This window comes from Terriglobus sp. ADX1, assembly GCF_036877645.1.
Taxonomy (GTDB): domain Bacteria; phylum Acidobacteriota; class Terriglobia; order Terriglobales; family Acidobacteriaceae; genus Terriglobus.
The window spans coordinates 30,165-47,061 of sequence record NZ_JAEDXV010000017.1; the positions used below are offsets into that span (position 1 = coordinate 30,165).

Below are 16,897 nucleotides of genomic sequence, written 5' to 3' on the forward strand. Positions count from 1 at the left end.
CAAGTATGGAACTCTGCACAGGATTCGGCAGGGTTTTGCACGCGCATCCGCACAGTCCAACGTGACAGAATCAGAAAGCACGTTATGTAAATGCGCAAAGCTATTTCGCATTTGCGATTGTGTCTTCCCCCTGCCGGATAAAGGAGTCCCCAGCCATGATGCCCGATGAAGATCTGCGAATCCACTACCACGACGACATGCAACGCGGAGCGCGTATCAAGGTCATCGGCGTAGGAGGCGGCGGAAATAACGCTGTGAATCGCATGATCGCCGCAGGCGTGGAGGGCGTGGAATTTATCGCAGCGAACACAGACGTGCAAGCGCTGAAGACTTCCATGGCACCCGTGAAGCTGCAGCTTGGCGTGAAGCTCACCAGCGGCCTGGGCGCAGGCGCAAACCCGGATGTGGGTCGCCGCGCTGCATTGGAAGACTCCGACAAGATCATTGAAGCGCTGGAAGGCGCAGACATGGTCTTCGTCACCACCGGCCTTGGCGGAGGCACCGGCACTGGCGCAGCCCCGGTCATCGCATCGCTGGCCAGCGAGATGGGCGCGCTCACCGTTGCTGTCGTCACGCGGCCATTCTCCTTTGAAGGAAAGCGCCGCATGATGCAGGCCGAGCGTGGTCTGCAGGAGTTGCTGGACGCTGTCGATACGGTCATCGTGATTCCCAACGAGAAGCTGCTGGCTGTGGCAAAGGACGCTGGTTTCTTCGAGTCCTTCCGCATTGCCGACGACGTGCTACGACAGGGCGTGCAGGGCATCTCCGACATCATCACCATCCCCGGCATCATCAACCGCGACTTTGCCGACGTGAAGACCACGATGGCAGGCATGGGTTATGCGGTCATGGCCACCGGTGTCCGCAGCGGCGACAACCGCGCCCGCGAAGCAGCTCAGGCTGCCATGGCATCGCCTCTGCTGGAGGCTGGCGCCATTGACGGTGCACGCGGCATTCTCATCAACATCACAGGTTCGTCGTCCCTCAAGCTCAGCGAAGTCAATGATGCGGCTGTGCTTATCCAGGACGCTGCCCACGAAGACGCCAACATCATCTTCGGCGCGGTACAGGACGAAAAAATGGGTGACGAGATCAAAATCACCGTCATTGCCACCGGTTTCAAGGAACCGAAACAGGACGGTTTGGAGCGCCGCGAGCGTCTTCTGGAACCCGGCCCAGCCCGTTCCGTAGCTGCCGCAGAGCAGGGTTACGTTCCGCCCATTCAGCCGCGCTACGTGGCACCGCCCCCTGTCCAACAGCAGGATCCGCCCCAACAGTCCGCTGCACCACAGCCACGGCCAGTTCCGCAGCAGACATTCCCTGTGGCGCAACCTACCTTTGGAACGCCAACTCCTGTAGCGCAGCAGCCACAGAACTTTGTGCCGCAGCCCATGGAAACGCCACAGGCACCCGCATTCTCATCGCAACCGCAAACGATTCGCACAGAAGCAGTTCCGGTCTTCCAGGCAGAACCGCAGACAGGCGCCGCTCCGGCCAATCCGGTCTTTACCACCGCACCGCAACCGCAGACTTCCGCCACGCAACCGGAACCTTCGGAACTGGTGCCCGTGCCTGCCAGCGTCTTTGACGACGACTTTTTCCTCCGGCCGCGCCGCGCTGACGGCACCTATATTGTGGAAGAAACCACGATCCGGGTAGAAGAGACCACGCTGCGTACTGACGTTCGCGTGCCCTCCTTTGGAGGACTTGCACCAACCGAACCACAAGAAGAGCACGACGAGCTTGATATCCCCGCATTTTTGCGCCGGGGAAGCATGTAACGAAGCAACTGAATCGTCCTGAAGGCAGTGAAGGACGTCTAAATTAGCAGGGACCGGGAGATCTGCGGCAGGGACCGTGGGCCGGGCGTCCTTCCCGCCTCGCTTCATTTGCGAGGCGAGTCTATGAAGGAGTTTTGTGCCGATGAGTTTCCTTTCACCGCTGCGTGTTGCGGCCTGTTCCCTGCTCGCTCTTTCCGCTGTTGTGGCCACGCCGGCCATGACCAAGAACACGAAGCAAGCCCACCACAGCAAGGCGCAGCTTGCGCACAGCTCCACGGCACGCACCGGTACTGCACGCAACACCAAGAAAACTCGTAAGGCTGCCACCGCCACAAATGTTGTCGTAGTGACCCACGGCAAGCGCCGTGTGGTTCGTCGCGTACGTTACGTGGAGCACTTCAGCGCACCGTCATTTGCCACGAACGTCGACAACATCACCCTGGGCGATGTCACTGCCGGAGAAGATCCGCTCATCCGTGCATCCCTGATTCAGGCTCTGGGCAACATGAACGGCACCGCACTGGCCATCGACCCGCAGAACGGCCGCGTTCTGGCCATGGTGAATCAGAAACAGGCGCTTGGCCCTGGCGCGGAGCCGTGTTCCACCATCAAGCTCACCGTCGCGTTGGCGGCGCTCTCCGAAGGCCTCATCACCAAAGACACTCCTGTGAACCTGGGGCACGGCTACAAGATCGATCTGACCTACGCCCTTGCCCGTTCTATCAATCCGTACTTTGAAGAGCTGGGCCGCCAAATGGGCTTTGAAACCGTCAAGCATTACGCCAACCAGTTTGGCCTGGGTGAGCTTGCGGGCTACAACATTGCGGGTGAGCAGCTTGGCGTGTATCCCGACCATCCGCTGCCGGAATCCAAGGGTGGCGTGGGCAAGATGTGCTCGTTCGGCGAAAGCATTGAGATGACGCCGCTGCAGCTTGGCGCTATCGTTGCAGCCATTGCCAACGGCGGTTCGCTCTTCTACCTGCAACACCCCACCACACCGGAAGAGGTCGCCAATTTTCAGCCGCGCCTGAAGCGCACGCTGAACATTCAGAAGTACATTCCGGACATGCTGCCGGGCATGGCAGGTGCAGTAGACGCATCTTATGGCACAGCCCGCAGCCTTCGCACCAACTTCAGCGAATTTCCCATCCTCGGCAAGACAGGCACATGCTCTGACAACGGGACACGCTTTGGCTGGTTTGCAGGTTACGGCGACGGTCCCAACGGCCGCATCGTAACGGTCTTCTTCCTCACCGGCGGACGTCCCACCTTCGGCCCCAAGGCCGCTGAACTCACAGGCATCTTCTATCGCGCGCTCGCAGATAAGAGCTACTTCCAACAGCACGCCGTTCCGCAGGTAGCAACCTCACCGGCAACCGATCCGTCGGCTGCAACCACTGCGGTTCCGGGACAAAGCCCCACTCCTGCGGCCTTGCCTGCCAGCACTCTTCCAGCAACGGAGACAACGGGCACACCGGCAACGGCTCCGCTGCCAACAGGATTTGCCAAGCCCTGCGCCGTCAACGCCACCACTTGCTAACGCGACGCATTTTGGACGAAACGAGCCCGGCCCATCGCCGGGCTCTTCTTCTTAGAATGGAGCAGCATGAAGATCCTGACCGCAGCCGAGATGTCCGCCACAGACCGCGCCACCGCCGAGCATTTCAGCGTTCCCTTTGGCGAACTGATGGAACACGCAGGAACCGCAGTGGCAAAGTTCACGCTGCAGCAGTATCCAACCGCGAAGAGCATACTCGTTCTCGCCGGAACAGGGAACAACGGCGGCGACGGATTCGTCGCAGCGCGTGTGTTGCTTCAATCCGGTCGTAATGTGGCAGTGTTTCTTCTGGGCGATGTCGCCAAATTAAAAGGTGATGCGGCTGCGGCATACGAATCACTTGAGTCCTCTGTTATCCATGTGCTTACAGACGATGCTGCAGTGAAGGAACTGCTGCCATCTGCAATTCGCGAATCCGATGTTCTTTTGGACGCTCTTGTCGGCACAGGCTTTACGCCACCGCTGCGGGGCTCCGCGGCGGTCGCACGCGATATCGTTGCAGATACAACGATTCCGGTCATCGCGGTTGATCTCCCCAGTGGGTGGGACGCAAACCTTGCTGACACATACGCTGCAGGAGCCTTCCGAGCGAATGCAGTTGTAACTTTCACCGCGCCAAAGCTTGCGCATGCATTCGGTCATCTCACTGCACCAGACGTTTCTGGTCCTGTCATTGTTGCTCCCATCGGCTCTCCTGACGCAGCCATTGAAAGTGAGCAAAAACTCACATGGACGGGCAGCGCGAAACGTATCTTGGAAGAGCCACGGCCTTTTGAATCGAACAAGGGCATGTATGGCCATGTATTGCTCATCGGTGGCGCTGCAGGCAAAGCAGGCGCACCTTCCATGTCATCACTTGCAGCGCTGCGTGCAGGCGCAGGGCTGGTCACCGCCGCAGTACCAAAGTCGATTTTGAATACTGTTGCATTGATTACACCGGAGCTCATGACGCATCCGCTCAGCGAAGATGCAACCGGCTCAGTTGCACTTGCAAACCTCGGCACAAAAGACCAATGGCTAAAGAAAATCTCGGTTCTTGCCGTTGGTCCTGGGTTAGGCACAAACGGCGAAGCCCCGGAATTTGTGCGTCGCCTTGTACTTGAAAGCGATATACCTCTGGTGCTGGACGCCGATGGCTTGAATGCATTTAAAGATCAGGCTGCATTCCTGAAGGAAGCTTCACATCATGGCGCACGTACCATCGTGCTCACACCACATCCCGGTGAGATGGGTACTCTGCTCGGCATCACCGCAAAGCAGGTGCAGGCTGATCGCCTGAACCTCGCGCGCAGTTTCGCACAACAGCACGGCGTGACACTTGTGTTGAAAGGTGCACGCACGCTTATTGCCCACCCTGATGGCTCGGTTGCGGTAAACACCACAGGGAACCCCTCAATGGCCAAAGGGGGTTCCGGGGACATTCTCACTGGCATCGTGGCTGCTTGTCTGGCGCAGAAACCCAACCAGCCACGCGAAGCCGTAGAGGCTGCCGTCTACCTTCACGGCCTTGCAGGCGACTTCGCGGCTCGCGAAATGGATGAACACACGGTACTCGCTACCGATACCGTCGCACATCTCAGCAGCGCCTTCCGCTATCGCACTGCCGACAGCATTGGCGAATGGATCTGCGGTCTGCACGATTGATTCCGCAACCGTCTCGTGCAAACATCAGCAGCATGAAGCGAATACTTCATTTCTTCTGCGGTGCAGTTCTTGCATGCACCACGCTTTATGGGCAGGTGCCTTCTTTCCGCATCACTCCGCTGCATCCCGTGGAAGAGCTTCGCGAGAAGGCGCTTCAAGAGCAACCGCCAAAAGAATCCGGCAACTTCCGTACACCCGATCTGGTGGAACTCATCACACTTGATCCCACCATCAAGCTCGACATCCGTTATGCGACTTCCAATAACTTCCTCGGGACGCCGGTCTACACGCAGGCTCGCGCTTTCCTGCAACGCCCCGCAGCTGAAGCTGTGATGCGTGCCAGCAGTGCATTACGACCGCTTGGTTACGGGCTCATCATCCACGATGGATATCGCCCGTGGTACGTGACAAAAATCTTCTGGGATGCAACACCGAACAACCAGAAGATATTCGTTGCCGACCCCAAAGCTGGCTCAAAACACAACCGTGGTTGCGCAGTCGACCTGTCTCTCTACGATCTGAAAACAGGAGAAGAAGTAACCATGCCCAGTGGCTATGACGAGATGACAGCACGCGCCTACGCTGATTATCCCGGTGGCACTGAGGAAGAGCGGAAATTGCGCAGCGTTCTTCGTCATGCCATGACAAAGGAAGGCTTTGAGATAAACCCAACGGAGTGGTGGCACTTTGACTATCGTGATTGGAAGCAATACCCCATCCTGAATATTCCATTCGAGAACATTCGATAGGAAACTTCCCTAACGGTTATCAATCTCTGACAATCGCCTTGCTACCGCATGTTCCAACGCTGGCACATGCCCCATTAAACCCAGCATCGATTCGCGCAATAGATGCGCCAGTGGATTGGAAGACAGCGCCAGCTTCGTCATCTTATCCGTAGTGTTCACGACGGAATGCGCAATCTTCAAACGCTTCTCTTCCCATGCTGCCAGTTCTGACTCGTCGCCACTGCGGATTGCCGTAGTCAGCGCATTTGCAAGTGTGATGGCGTCCTGCACGCCAGTGTTCATGCCCTGTCCGCCAGCCGGTGAATGCACATGCGCAGCATCGCCTGCGAGTAGCACGCGCCCCTGCCGCAGCTTATCGGCCACGCGATGTTGAATACGAAACCGCGACGACCACACCACGCGATGCACCTTTGCTCCAGCAACTGTGCGTGCATCCAGAATCGCCTGGCAGTCTTGGACATCGGGATGTTGCGGCGGGTTGGCCTGCGTAGCGATGATGCGCCAGATGTTGTTCGGCAAAGGAGCAATCAACGTAATGCCCTCGTCGCCAAGAAACAGCTCCAGCGTGTTCGCCGCCGCATGTGAGGACATTGGCCAGTCCATCTCAACATCTGCAAGCACGAAGGACTCTTCATAGGCCCCGCCGGTGAAGTCAATGCCAACCGCCTGCCGCACCATGCTGTGCAGACCATCGCAACCCACCACCCAGCGCGCTGATAGTTCCTGCACCAGCGTGCCTGCGGCTGTATACGTTAGCGTTGCGCATTGTGAAGTTTGAGTAAGTGACGTGGCCTCAATGGGACGAACGATGGAACCACCTAATTCGCGCAACCTGGCGACCAGAATCTCTTCCGTCAGGTTCTGCGGCAATGCCAATACAAAGGGGTACTTCGTGGGCAACTCATCAAATGCGATGGTCGCCTTGATTTTGCCGCCTTTCTCCCGCAACTGCCCGGCGCGTAACTGGATGCCGCGCGCCACCATTACATCGCTGATGCCAAGCGGTTCCAGCACTTCCAGCGTTCTTGCATGAACCACAGTGGCGCGCGACGTATTCGCGCCTTCTACTAAACGATCAAACAACATCGCCCCTATGCCGAGACGCCGCAACTCTGCTGCCAGGGCCAGTCCCGTGGGGCCTGCGCCCACAATGATCACATCTTCCATGCGTGTCGTCATGCGTCCCAAGTCCCCTCGTGCACTCACGTTACGGTCGTACGACCGAATTGATCACGACCTTTATAGAACGGATGCGTTTACAAAACCTTGAGATAGCCGCAGAACCGGCAACGGCGCCAAAATGCGCGACAACCCAGCCAGCGATAGAATTCATCCCAATAGGCTGATGCGAATTGTTATACAGAGTGCGTTCTTGCTGTTCTTTGCGTGCAGCCTGCCAGCGCAGAGTAGTTCTCTCGCCGCTGCCCCGCCTGCACAGGGCACGCTCTCCATCGTAGGAAGCAATGGAACCGCAAGCGGTGATGCTTCTCTCCCCATAGTGACCATGCGCGGCAACCTGGGCATTGCCGCCGGTACACCGCTTGAGGTCCATCTGGATCAGACAGTCGACAGCGCACACGCCTCCAATGGCCAGAGGCTGCACGGCAAACTGGTCAAAGCGGTTGGCAATGCTCCAGCAGGAAGTCCCGTGGAGCTTACCGTAGTAGCCGTCGCCGCAGCCGGACAGATGTCCAGCGCTGGAGAACTGAGCCTTCAGATCGTGCGCGTAAACGGTCAGGATGAGCTGAGTGAGGTGATTACCGCACAAGGCAAGCAAGGGGCACGCCTGACGGCCGATGCCGCCCCTGCAAAAGGTACAGAGGCGAGCATCTCCCCACAGCAGACCCTCATTTTTCCAGCCTACTAAGCTGTCCGGTAGCTAAGCCTTCCGGATAGCCTCCAGCATTTCTGCTGCATGGCCTTCCGGCTTCACCTTGCGAAACTCAGCTGCGAGCTTGCCCTCGCGATCAAACAGAAACGTCGATCGCTCAATCTTGATCACCGGCTTGCCATACATGGTGGCGTCGCGCACTACATCAAATTGTTTGGCCACAGCCAGTTCCGGATCTGCCAGCAGCGTGTAAGGCAGTGAAAACTTCGTGGCAAATTTCTTCTGCGCCTTTTCCGTATCGCGCGAAATCCCCAACAGAACCGCGCCTGCAGACTTTAGCTTGCTGTAGATGTCTCGAAACTCGCAGGCTTCCACGGTGCAGCCCGGCGTGTCGGCACGAGGATAGAAAAACAGCACCACGGGCGATCCGCGAAACTGTGAAAGAGAGACACTGTTGCCGTCCTGATCCCGAAGCGTAAAGTCTACGATGTCGCCAATCTTCATAGTTCCTAGCTTACGCCGCGTATGCTGTTGAGAACGTTTCACCGTCCAATGGAGTAGTATGCACGCCCGCTCGTCCGCCCTCCGATGGCTCTCTGCCGCAACCCTGTTGTGCTCCCTGCCCCATGCAGCGGTAGCGCAAATGCACAAGGTTGCGAAACCGGATCAGGTTACGCGCGCCGTCGCTCTCTACGAATACGTGGGCGACGATCCCATCAAGCCAAAGGCTGCGCGGCTCATCCCCGTATCGCTCTTCATTGGCGGTCATTATGAGGACGCCGGCATTTACCTTGCGCGCCCCGTCCCCTTTGCTTTGGAATCGGGTATCCGCTATGACCTGCAAAAGAGCGGCGTACCGAAGAATGTCTTCGACCTGATCGCCTCGCGAAATTTTGCAGGAAGCGCCATCGCCGCTAATCTCCCCTTTGATGACGGCTGGTTCGGTTACGGCCATGTCTCGGTGCCAAAGGCACCCAAGGCTGGGCGCATCCGTCCGAACTGCGGCAACGCCCACGTTGTGCAGGAAGCTCCAAAGGACGATGGCAAACCCCACTTCGGCTCCAAATCTGCCCCCGATCCTAAGGCTGCCGCGGCCGCAATTCCTGAAGATTGCCGCGAAGAGGACACACCCGCAAAGGTGACGTTGGACGATTACGGTTCCGGTAAGAAGGACAAGGACGCGGCCGACCCAGAGCGCCCCACGCTGCACCGTTCTCCTGAATCCTCCGCGCACAACACCGGGGATCAGGGGAAGGCAAATAAGAAGGACTCCAAGAAGCCACCTGAGGCGACCGTCACGCAGAACAGTTCCCCTGCAGATGACCCTGATCGCCCCACCATCCGTCATCGTGCCGTTGATGAAGACGATCCGAATGCTCTACCGCCAGATCCGATGGAACTGGCCAGCCGTAGCACTGCGAAAGCGGCGGAGACACGCGCAGCTGGACCGACCGATGCTCGCTCCTCGGCGAACGAAACCGTGACGGAAGGCGGCACCATCTCCAGCGGAGATACGATGTCGGGTGGTCCCGTTTTACGGCGTGGCGCAATCACCGCGGCAAAGGATGACACCCAGGCTGTCGTGAAGGTGAAAGCAACTACAGGTTCAACGCTTTCGACACCGCTGGAATCGATCATTGCCGTCAGTGATGCGAAAGACCGCCCACAACACGACTTCACGTACAAATTCGCCAGCAACACCGAACGCGCAGCGGCACTGAGCGCCCTGGAAGATCTGGCGAGAGCAGTTGTGCTGAATCCCGCACTTGCTACGGATGCCCCGGACGGAACAGCTGCACCTTCAACTCCTCCTGCTCCTGCAAGCAAAGCAACGACCAGGAGCAAAATACCCGCAACTCGCAGCCGCAGCGCAAAACTCGCGAAAGCAGCGGCCCCCGCTGCGCCTTCCGTCACGTTTGCAGACGAACAGATGAGTGCCTACCAGCTCTATTTCAGCGCCCCCGTCAGCTACACCTTCTTCGCCCGAGTTCCGGCGACGGATTCAGCACCGGAACGCTATGTGACAGTTGTCGCGAATACCGATCCTGATGGGACACTTCATCCGGCCATGCGAACCGTCACCGACAGCATGCACCTTGATCGCATCCCACGTTACCGGCCCATCGACGTAGTCGACGCCGATGCAACAAACCGCGCCGAAATCCTCATGGAGCTTCGCCACGGCAGTTCACGACAGTTCGCTCTCTATCGTCTCCTCGGCAATAAAACGGATCAGGTCTTCATCAGCGGAACCACCGTTTTGTAATAGACGATTCATCCGGGATGGGAACTTATAGGACGAATCACGCCGAAGGCATCGAGAACGGTACGAAGTACCTCGCTGACTCGAAGGCGTCGAGAACATTACGAAGTACCTGTTTTAATAGATCGATGTCTACCGGAGATCTATTCGCGTCGCCTCAGCCCTCGTTCCCCCGCAACACCGCAGCCGTTACTCTTTTGGCCCATTGCGATGGCGGAGCACGAGGCAATCCCGGCCCTGCCGGGTATGGCGCAGTCATAGCAAAAGAAGACGGCGCTGTTCTTGCAGAGCTAAGCGAATTTCTGGGATTCAAAACGAACAACTTTGCCGAATACAGCGGTCTGCTCGGCGTCCTGCAGTGGACTTTGGATAACGGCTACACCCGTCTCAAAGTTGTCAGTGACAGCGAACTGATGGTGAAGCAGATCCAGGGCAAGTACAAAGTGAACAGCCCCGATCTCCGGCAACTCTTCGAAGAAGCCAAGCGGAGAATTGCACGCTTAGAACTCTTCAACATTTCGCACGCTCTGCGTCACAAGAACAAAACGGCCGATCGTCTCGCAAATGAGGCCATGGACCGCGGCATGGGAAAGACACCTACCCCCACCAAAGCCACTCCATATCCCCAAAAGTCTTCAGAACCAGCAGCCCCACGCCGCATGGATCCAGCCACGCAACGGTCTGAAGCGTCCGCTACACCCCAAGGCGAGATGCTACGTGGCTTCGTCCGCGATGGTGGGATTCATTTATTGGGTGGAAAGTCGTTACCAGATGGTGTCTTCGTAAAGATCATTCGCGAGTAGATCGCTGCGTGCTGCGGGCGCCGATTGAACTTTTCAATGAGAAGTGTTGGTTAGCACAACCGTCCATAGGCAAGACAAGGGAAGCAAACAAAGCAGTAAGCATTTTTCCCTTCTTTGTTCGCCGCAGGCGAGCAAAGAAGGTGCTTTTCCATGCGACTTGGGCAAGGCCGTCGAGGCTTGAGCTCACCACATGTCTCCGGCAAGTTTCTAAGTCGATGATGTTGATGCAATAACTGCTCAAACAGCAAAAGCCCACTCCGAAGAGTGGGCTTTTCAGATTTAATTGCTGGCGATCACCTAATCTCCCACACAGCTACCCGTGCAGTACCATCGGCCCAGCGAGACTTAACTTCCGTGTTCGGGATGGGAACGGGTGTGACCCTCGCAGTATTCTCACCAGCAAATTGTCGAAACTCGCATGTGCGAGGTTTCACGACTGAATAGATTGAGTAGACGATATACCAATATTTGGATTTGTCTTAAAACCTAACTACTTGGCTTGTATTGAATATCTCTTGGATCGCAGAGTTTCTGCGCAGAGTAAATTCTATGATCAAGCCGAACGGGCGATTAGTACTGGTAAGCTACATGCATTACTGCACTTCCACATCCAGCCTATCAACCTGGTGGTCTTCCAGGGCCCTTCTTATCCCTTACGGGTTGGGAGATCTCATCTTAGGGCATGCTTCCCGCTTATATGCATTCAGCGGTTATCATAACCGAACTTCGCTACCCAGCCGTGCCTTTGGCAAGACAACTGGAACACAAGAGGTTCGTCCATCCCGGTCCTCTCGTACTAAGGACAGCCCCCTTCAAATCTCCTACGCCCACAGCAGATAGAGACCGAACTGTCTCGCGACGTTCTGAACCCAGCTCACGTACCGCTTTAATAGGCGAACAGCCTAACCCTTGGAACCTTCTACAGCTCCAGGATGCGATGAGCCGACATCGAGGTGCCAAACCATTGCGTCGATATGAACTCTTGGCAATGATCAGCCTGTTATCCCCGGCGTACCTTTTATCCGTTGAGCGATGGCCCTTCCATACAGAACCACCGGATCACTAAGGCCTGCTTTCGCATCTGCTCGACTTGTAGGTCTCGCAGTTAACCACACTTATGCCTTTGCACTCGACGGCTGATTTCCAAACAGCCTGAGTGTAGCTTCGCGCGCCTCCGTTACAATTTAGGAGGCGACCGCCCCAGTCAAACTACCCGTCTTACTATGTCCCTCTCCCCGATCAGGGGAGGAGGTTAGAGTCACAACAATCGCAGGGTGGTATCTCACCGTTGGCTCCTCCGAACCCGAGAGTCCGGGATCAAAGCCTCCCACCTATCCTGCGCAGCAATTGCCGTAACCCACAGTAAAAGTATAGTAAAGGTGCACGGGGTCTTTTCGTCTAGCTGCGGGTAACCGGCATCTTCACCGGTACTACAAGTTCGCCGAGCAACTCGTTAAGACAGTCGTACGATCGTTACTCCATTCGTGCAGGTCGGAACTTACCCGACAAGGAATTTCGCTACCTTAGGACCGTTATAGTTACGGCCGCCGTTCACTGGGGCTTCAATTCAGAGCTTCGCTTGCGCTAACCCCTCCTTTTAACCTTCCAGCACCGGGCAGGAGTCAGCCCCTATACGTCGTTTTAGACTTTGCAGAGACCTGTGTTTTTGTTAAACAGTCGCCGTACGCGTTTCACTGCGACCACCTCGGGCTATGAACCCTACCGTGGTGACCCTTCTCCCGAAGTTACGGGTCTAATTTGCCGAGTTCCTTAACAAGCCTTCACTCGAGCGCCTTTGGATATTCTCCTCGTCTACCTGTGTCGGTTTGGGGTACGGTTCCCAATCGTTCTCCTTAGAGGTTTTTCTTGACAGCGTGAAATCAGCAGCTTACACCCTAAAGGGCTTGCTTTGCACCTCACTGTTAAGACCAAACGGATTTGCCTATCTGGTCCAGCTTACGTGCATCGACCGCCATAGCCATATGACGACCTGCCTATCCTTCTGTGTCACCCCATCGTAATAACGACCAATTGGGAGGTCCGGAATATTAACCGGATGTCCATCGCTTACGCCTTTCGGCCTCAGCTTAGGGACCGCCTAACCCTGAGCGGATTAACCTTCCTCAGGAAACCTTAGACTTTCGGCGTGAAGGGTTCTCACCTTCATTATCGCTACTTATGCCGGCAGGGTCTCTTCTCGAAACTCCATACGTCTTCTCAGTCGTACTTCATTGTCGCGAGAATGCTCTCCTACCACGCACACTAAAGTGTGCATCCGCTGCTTCGGTATATAGTTTTAGCCCCGTTGTATTGTCGGCACCGGACCGCTTGACCAGTGAGCTATTACGCTTTCTTTAAAGGATGGCTGCTTCTAAGCCAACCTCCTGGCTGTCTGAGCGTTCCGACTTCCTTTCCCACTTAACTATAATTTGGGGACCTTAGCAGGCGGTCTGGACTGTTTTCCTCTCGACTGTGAAGCTTAGCCCCCACAGTCTGACTCCCGGGCTGGTTGTCATTGGCATTCGAAGTTTGGCTGGATTCAGTAAGCCGGAAAGCCCCCTAGTCCAATCATGTCTCTACCACCAACGCAAATCACCCGAGGCTAGCCCTAAAGCTATTTCGGAGAGAACGAGCTATCACGGAATTTGATTAGCCTTTCACCCCTACCCTCAGCTCATCCGAGCTTTTTTCAACAAACACCGGTTCGGTCCTCCAATGGGTGTTACCCCATCTTCAACCTGGCCAAGGGTAGATCATCCCGCTTCGCGTCTATTCCTGCCAACTTAACGCCCTATTCAGACTCGCTTTCGCTGCGGCTCGCTCACGCTTAACCTTGCTGACAAGAATAACTAGCCGGCTCATTATGCAATAGGCACGCGGTCAGACATTCCCTTACGGGCATAGTCCTCCCACTGCTTGTAGGCACACGGTTTCAGGTACTTTTCACTCCCCTCAAAGGGGTACTTTTCGCCTTTCCCTCACGGTACTGGTTCACTATCGGTCAGAATCGAGTATTTAGCCTTACGGGATGGTCCCCGTGGATTCAAGCAGGGTTTCTCGTGCCCCGCCTTACTCAGGTACCTGCTTCGAGTCCAGATCAATTTCGTTTACGCGCCTGTCACGCTCTGTGGGGCCCCTTTCCAAGGGCTTCGACTATCGACTGGATTGGTAACTCTACTGTTGCAGGCCCTACAACCCCCGTGTTACCGAAATAAAACGGGTTTGGGCTATTCCGAGTTCGCTCGCCACTACTATCGGAATCGAGGTTTCTTTCTTCTCCTGGGGGTACTGAGATGGTTCACTTCCCCCCGTTCGCCTGAGCCCGCCTATGTATTCAGCGGGTCATACATACGGTTTGCGTATGTGGGTTTCCCCATTCGGAAATCTCCGGATCAACGCCTGTGTGCGGCTCCCCGAAGCTTATCGCAGCTTGCCACGTCCTTCATCGCCTGATTCTGCCAAGGCATCCACCGTGCGCCCTTAGTAGCTTGTTCATAGAATTTACTCGCACGCAGATTACTCTGCTGCGAGCTTGTCCATTTATATTCGCCTTGTTACTTATCCTAAAGACACATTCATTACTAAATCGTCAGTTTTGCAGAGACTACCTGCAAGCTGACGGCTCAGCCTTGTAGTTATGTTTACCCAATCTATTCAGTTGTCAAACATCACACACGCTTTGCGTGCTGCACCCTGAGGTGCTGGACGATGCTCTGTCCAAGGCTCAGACCATTTGGTCTCAACCTCATCCAGATTCTTATCTTGTCGAGAGTATTGGTGGAGCTGACCGGGATCGAACCGATGACATCCTGCTTGCAAAGCAGGCGCTCTCCCAACTGAGCTACAGCCCCATTCGCACCAACTTGACTAGAGTATCTCCATCAAGGAGGCTCGTCAAGAGGATGGTGGGCCTGGGTAGATTCGAACTACCGACCTCACCCTTATCAGGGGTGCGCTCTAGCCAACTGAGCTACAGGCCCAGGTCAGAGGTTTGCACCCGGCAGCGCAGTCGCTACCAGGTGCAGCCCCTAATTTCCCTTGAGCTCCCTGCCGAAGCAGTTGGCTCTCGAAAGATTTTCGAGGACACAGTTGAACGTGCGGGATGACTAAGTCATCCGTTGACCATCGTGCAGACAGTCATTAACCAAAGAGAGGTTTAGTTCAGACTCTTACTTAGCCGAAGCCTCGTAAGGTGTCCGGGCCAGAAGAAACTCACTCAAGGTGCTCGCGATACGCGAGACGCTTCTTCTTTCCGGATCGGTTTCTCTTTAGAAAGGAGGTGATCCAGCCGCAGGTTCTCCTACGGCTACCTTGTTACGACTTCACCCCAATCATGAATTACACCTTGGGCGGCTGCTCCCTTGCGGTTAGCGCACCGACTTCTAGTGCAACCCACTTTCGTGATGTGACGGGCGGTGTGTACAAGGCCCGGGAACGTATTCACCGCAGCATTCTGATCTGCGATTACTAGCGATTCCAGCTTCATGGAGTCGAGTTGCAGACTCCAATCCGAACTGAGGCCGGCTTTTTCCGATTGGCTCCCCCTCGCGGGTTCGCAGCGGTTTGTACCGGCCATTGTAGCACGTGTGTAGCCCTGGACATAAAGGCCATGAGGACTTGACGTCATCCCCACCTTCCTCCCCGTTATCCGAGGCGGTTTCGCCAGAGTGCTCAACTAAATGGTAGCAACTGGAGATAAGGGTTGCGCTCGTTGCGGGACTTAACCCAACATCTCACGACACGAGCTGACGACAGCCATGCAGCACCTATATACGGGCCTATTGCTAGGCGCACCTATTTCTAAGTGATTCCCGTACATTTCGAGCCCAGGTAAGGTTCTTCGCGTTGCGTCGAATTAAACCACATGCTCCACCGCTTGTGCGGGCCCCCGTCAATTCCTTTGAGTTTCAGCCTTGCGACCGTACTCCCCAGGCGGATTGCTTATCGCGTTAGCTTCGACACGGCAGGATTGGGTACCTGCCACATCAAGCAATCATCGTTTAGGGCTAGGACTACCAGGGTATCTAATCCTGTTTGCTCCCCTAGCTTTCGCGCCTCAGCGTCAGTAATGGTCCAGTGAGCCGCTTTCGCCACAGGTGTTCCTTCCGATATCTACGCATTTCACCGCTACACCGGAAATTCCACTCACCTCTCCCATACTCAAGCCCGGCAGTTTTCGGTGCAGACTTCGAGTTGAGCCCGAAGATTTCACACCAAACTTGCCAAACCGCCTACGCGCCCTTTACGCCCAATAATTCCGAACAACGCTTGCCCCCCTCGTATTACCGCGGCTGCTGGCACGAAGTTAGCCGGGGCTTCTTCTATAGGTACCGTCATAATCTTCCCTATCGAAAGGAGTTTACGTCCCAAGAGACTTCATCCTCCACGCGGCGTTGCTGCGTCAGGGTTTCCCCCATTGCGCAAAATTCCCCACTGCTGCCTCCCGTAGGAGTCTGGACCGTGTTTCAGTTCCAGTGTGTCCGTGCGCCCTCTCAGGCCGGATACAGATCATCGCCTTGGTGGGCCATTACCCCGCCAACTAGCTAATCTGCCGCGAACTCCTCTCCAAGCGCATTGCTGCTTTGACTCGTAAGTGTTATGCGGTATTAGCTAAGGTTTCCCTCAGTTATTCCCCACTCGGAGGTAGATCATTCACGTGTTACTCACCCGTGCGCCACTTTACTCACAGACCGAAGTCCGCTTTCTCGTGCGACTTGCATGTGTTAGGCACGCCGCCAGCGTTGATTCTGAGCCAGGATCAAACTCTCGTTTGAATACTGGTTGGCTGCGCTACAGGACGGAGGTCCGTAGCTGTCAGCCGCCTCGCAGCGCTCGAAAAGGCTGCGAGGATAAAACTAGTGAGATGACTAAACCGTAAGGTTTAATGATTCTCACGACTGGCACGTTCAACCATGTTGTCAAAGATCCTAGTCAGATCAGGCCTAAGCCGTCTGCTTTGGATCAAGGACGCCGTTAGTCATCGACTCAACGGTTGTGTCCTCGAACTTGTATGAGCTAGTGTCTTATACGCTTTTCGCGTCTTGGCTACTTGCTCGCCGTATTCTCGCTACTTAGTAGCTGAACCGCGTCGCTTTCGCTCTCGACTGCCTCGCTGCAACTTTTATAGAGTATCGCGTTTTCGCTTGCTTGTCAACCCGCTTCGTCGCTATACTATTTAATCTCGTTCGCTCGATCCTCTTGGTCGACGCTAGCCCCGCGGGCAACGATCTTAAACACTATAGTGACGGCGGCGACTATCGAAATCGCA

General features: G+C 55.8%; 9 protein-coding genes, 2 tRNA genes and 3 rRNA genes. 7 read left to right on the plus strand and 7 right to left on the minus strand.

Going from position 1 to position 16,897, the window contains the following annotated elements; all coding sequences use genetic code 11:
• The first annotated feature begins 155 nt into the window (after positions 1-155).
• The 4 genes from ftsZ (at position 156) to JAO32_RS12455 (ending at position 5,732) form a co-directional block, all read left to right on the plus strand.
• The gene (gene ftsZ / locus JAO32_RS12440; RefSeq protein WP_334240832.1) at positions 156-1,781 is read left to right on the plus strand and encodes a cell division protein FtsZ; all 1,626 of its coding nucleotides are present in this window, start codon (positions 156-158) and stop codon (positions 1,779-1,781) included.
• A gap of 142 nt (positions 1,782-1,923) precedes the next feature.
• Positions 1,924-3,321: a penicillin-binding transpeptidase domain-containing protein gene (locus JAO32_RS12445; protein WP_334240834.1), complete on the plus strand. Its 1,398-nt coding sequence runs from the start codon at positions 1,924-1,926 to the stop codon at positions 3,319-3,321.
• Positions 3,322-3,387: 66 nt separating this feature from the next.
• Positions 3,388-4,983: an NAD(P)H-hydrate dehydratase gene (locus JAO32_RS12450; RefSeq protein WP_334240836.1), complete on the plus strand. Its 1,596-nt coding sequence runs from the start codon at positions 3,388-3,390 to the stop codon at positions 4,981-4,983.
• A 32-nt stretch (positions 4,984-5,015) separates the two neighbouring features.
• Positions 5,016-5,732 carry a M15 family metallopeptidase gene (locus JAO32_RS12455; RefSeq protein WP_334240838.1) on the plus strand — a complete coding sequence of 239 codons (717 nt, stop codon included), beginning with the start codon at positions 5,016-5,018 and terminating at the stop codon, positions 5,730-5,732.
• Positions 5,733-5,741: 9 nt separating this feature from the next.
• Here JAO32_RS12455 and JAO32_RS12460 read toward each other — a convergent pair whose 3' ends face one another.
• Complete coding sequence (locus tag JAO32_RS12460; protein ID WP_334240839.1) at positions 5,742-6,911, minus strand: FAD-dependent monooxygenase; 1,170 nt, start codon at positions 6,909-6,911, stop codon at positions 5,742-5,744.
• 166 nt (positions 6,912-7,077) lie between these two features.
• Here JAO32_RS12460 and JAO32_RS12465 point away from each other — a divergent pair, with 166 nt between their 5' ends.
• Complete coding sequence (locus JAO32_RS12465) at positions 7,078-7,599, plus strand: hypothetical protein (protein WP_334240841.1); 522 nt, start codon at positions 7,078-7,080, stop codon at positions 7,597-7,599.
• Positions 7,600-7,611: 12 nt separating this feature from the next.
• On the opposite strand, the gene JAO32_RS12470 is transcribed toward JAO32_RS12465, so the two are convergent.
• Positions 7,612-8,067 (minus strand): peroxiredoxin, encoded by a 456-nt coding sequence (locus JAO32_RS12470; RefSeq protein ID WP_334240843.1) that lies wholly within the window; start codon positions 8,065-8,067, stop codon positions 7,612-7,614.
• A gap of 58 nt (positions 8,068-8,125) precedes the next feature.
• Between JAO32_RS12470 and JAO32_RS12475 the strand changes: the two genes are divergently transcribed.
• Complete coding sequence (locus JAO32_RS12475; protein ID WP_334240845.1) at positions 8,126-9,829, plus strand: hypothetical protein; 1,704 nt, start codon at positions 8,126-8,128, stop codon at positions 9,827-9,829.
• A 125-nt stretch (positions 9,830-9,954) separates the two neighbouring features.
• Positions 9,955-10,629 (plus strand): ribonuclease HI family protein, encoded by a 675-nt coding sequence (locus JAO32_RS12480; RefSeq protein WP_334240847.1) that lies wholly within the window; start codon positions 9,955-9,957, stop codon positions 10,627-10,629.
• A 284-nt stretch (positions 10,630-10,913) separates the two neighbouring features.
• Here JAO32_RS12480 and rrf read toward each other — a convergent pair.
• The 5 genes from rrf to JAO32_RS12505 all read right to left on the minus strand — a co-directional run bounded on the left by rrf (position 10,914) and on the right by JAO32_RS12505 (position 16,403).
• A 5S ribosomal RNA gene (rrf, locus tag JAO32_RS12485) occupies positions 10,914-11,030 on the minus strand.
• Positions 11,031-11,178: 148 nt separating this feature from the next.
• Positions 11,179-14,123: ribosomal RNA gene (locus tag JAO32_RS12490) — 23S ribosomal RNA — on the minus strand.
• 281 nt (positions 14,124-14,404) lie between these two features.
• Positions 14,405-14,480: transfer RNA gene (locus JAO32_RS12495), tRNA-Ala, on the minus strand.
• 52 nt (positions 14,481-14,532) lie between these two features.
• Positions 14,533-14,609 (minus strand) — tRNA-Ile (locus tag JAO32_RS12500).
• A gap of 292 nt (positions 14,610-14,901) precedes the next feature.
• Positions 14,902-16,403, minus strand: a 16S ribosomal RNA gene (locus tag JAO32_RS12505).
• Together the 16S, 23S and 5S rRNA genes with 2 tRNA genes alongside form the textbook arrangement of a ribosomal RNA operon.
• Between the last annotated feature and the right edge of the window lie 494 nt (positions 16,404-16,897).

Bases quoted from the DNA above. Each gene is read 5' to 3' on its own strand.
- ftsZ (WP_334240832.1), top strand. From the start codon at position 156: ATGATGCCCGATGAAGATCTGCGAATCCACTACCACGACGACATGCAA.
- JAO32_RS12445 (WP_334240834.1), top strand. From the start codon at position 1,924: ATGAGTTTCCTTTCACCGCTGCGTGTTGCGGCCTGTTCCCTGCTCGCT.
- JAO32_RS12450 (WP_334240836.1), top strand. From the start codon at position 3,388: ATGAAGATCCTGACCGCAGCCGAGATGTCCGCCACAGACCGCGCCACC.
- JAO32_RS12455 (WP_334240838.1), top strand. From the start codon at position 5,016: ATGAAGCGAATACTTCATTTCTTCTGCGGTGCAGTTCTTGCATGCACC.
- JAO32_RS12460 (WP_334240839.1), bottom strand. From the start codon at position 6,911: ATGACGACACGCATGGAAGATGTGATCATTGTGGGCGCAGGCCCCACG.
- JAO32_RS12465 (WP_334240841.1), top strand. From the start codon at position 7,078: ATGCGAATTGTTATACAGAGTGCGTTCTTGCTGTTCTTTGCGTGCAGC.
- JAO32_RS12470 (WP_334240843.1), bottom strand. From the start codon at position 8,067: ATGAAGATTGGCGACATCGTAGACTTTACGCTTCGGGATCAGGACGGC.
- JAO32_RS12475 (WP_334240845.1), top strand. From the start codon at position 8,126: ATGCACGCCCGCTCGTCCGCCCTCCGATGGCTCTCTGCCGCAACCCTG.
- JAO32_RS12480 (WP_334240847.1), top strand. From the start codon at position 9,955: ATGTCTACCGGAGATCTATTCGCGTCGCCTCAGCCCTCGTTCCCCCGC.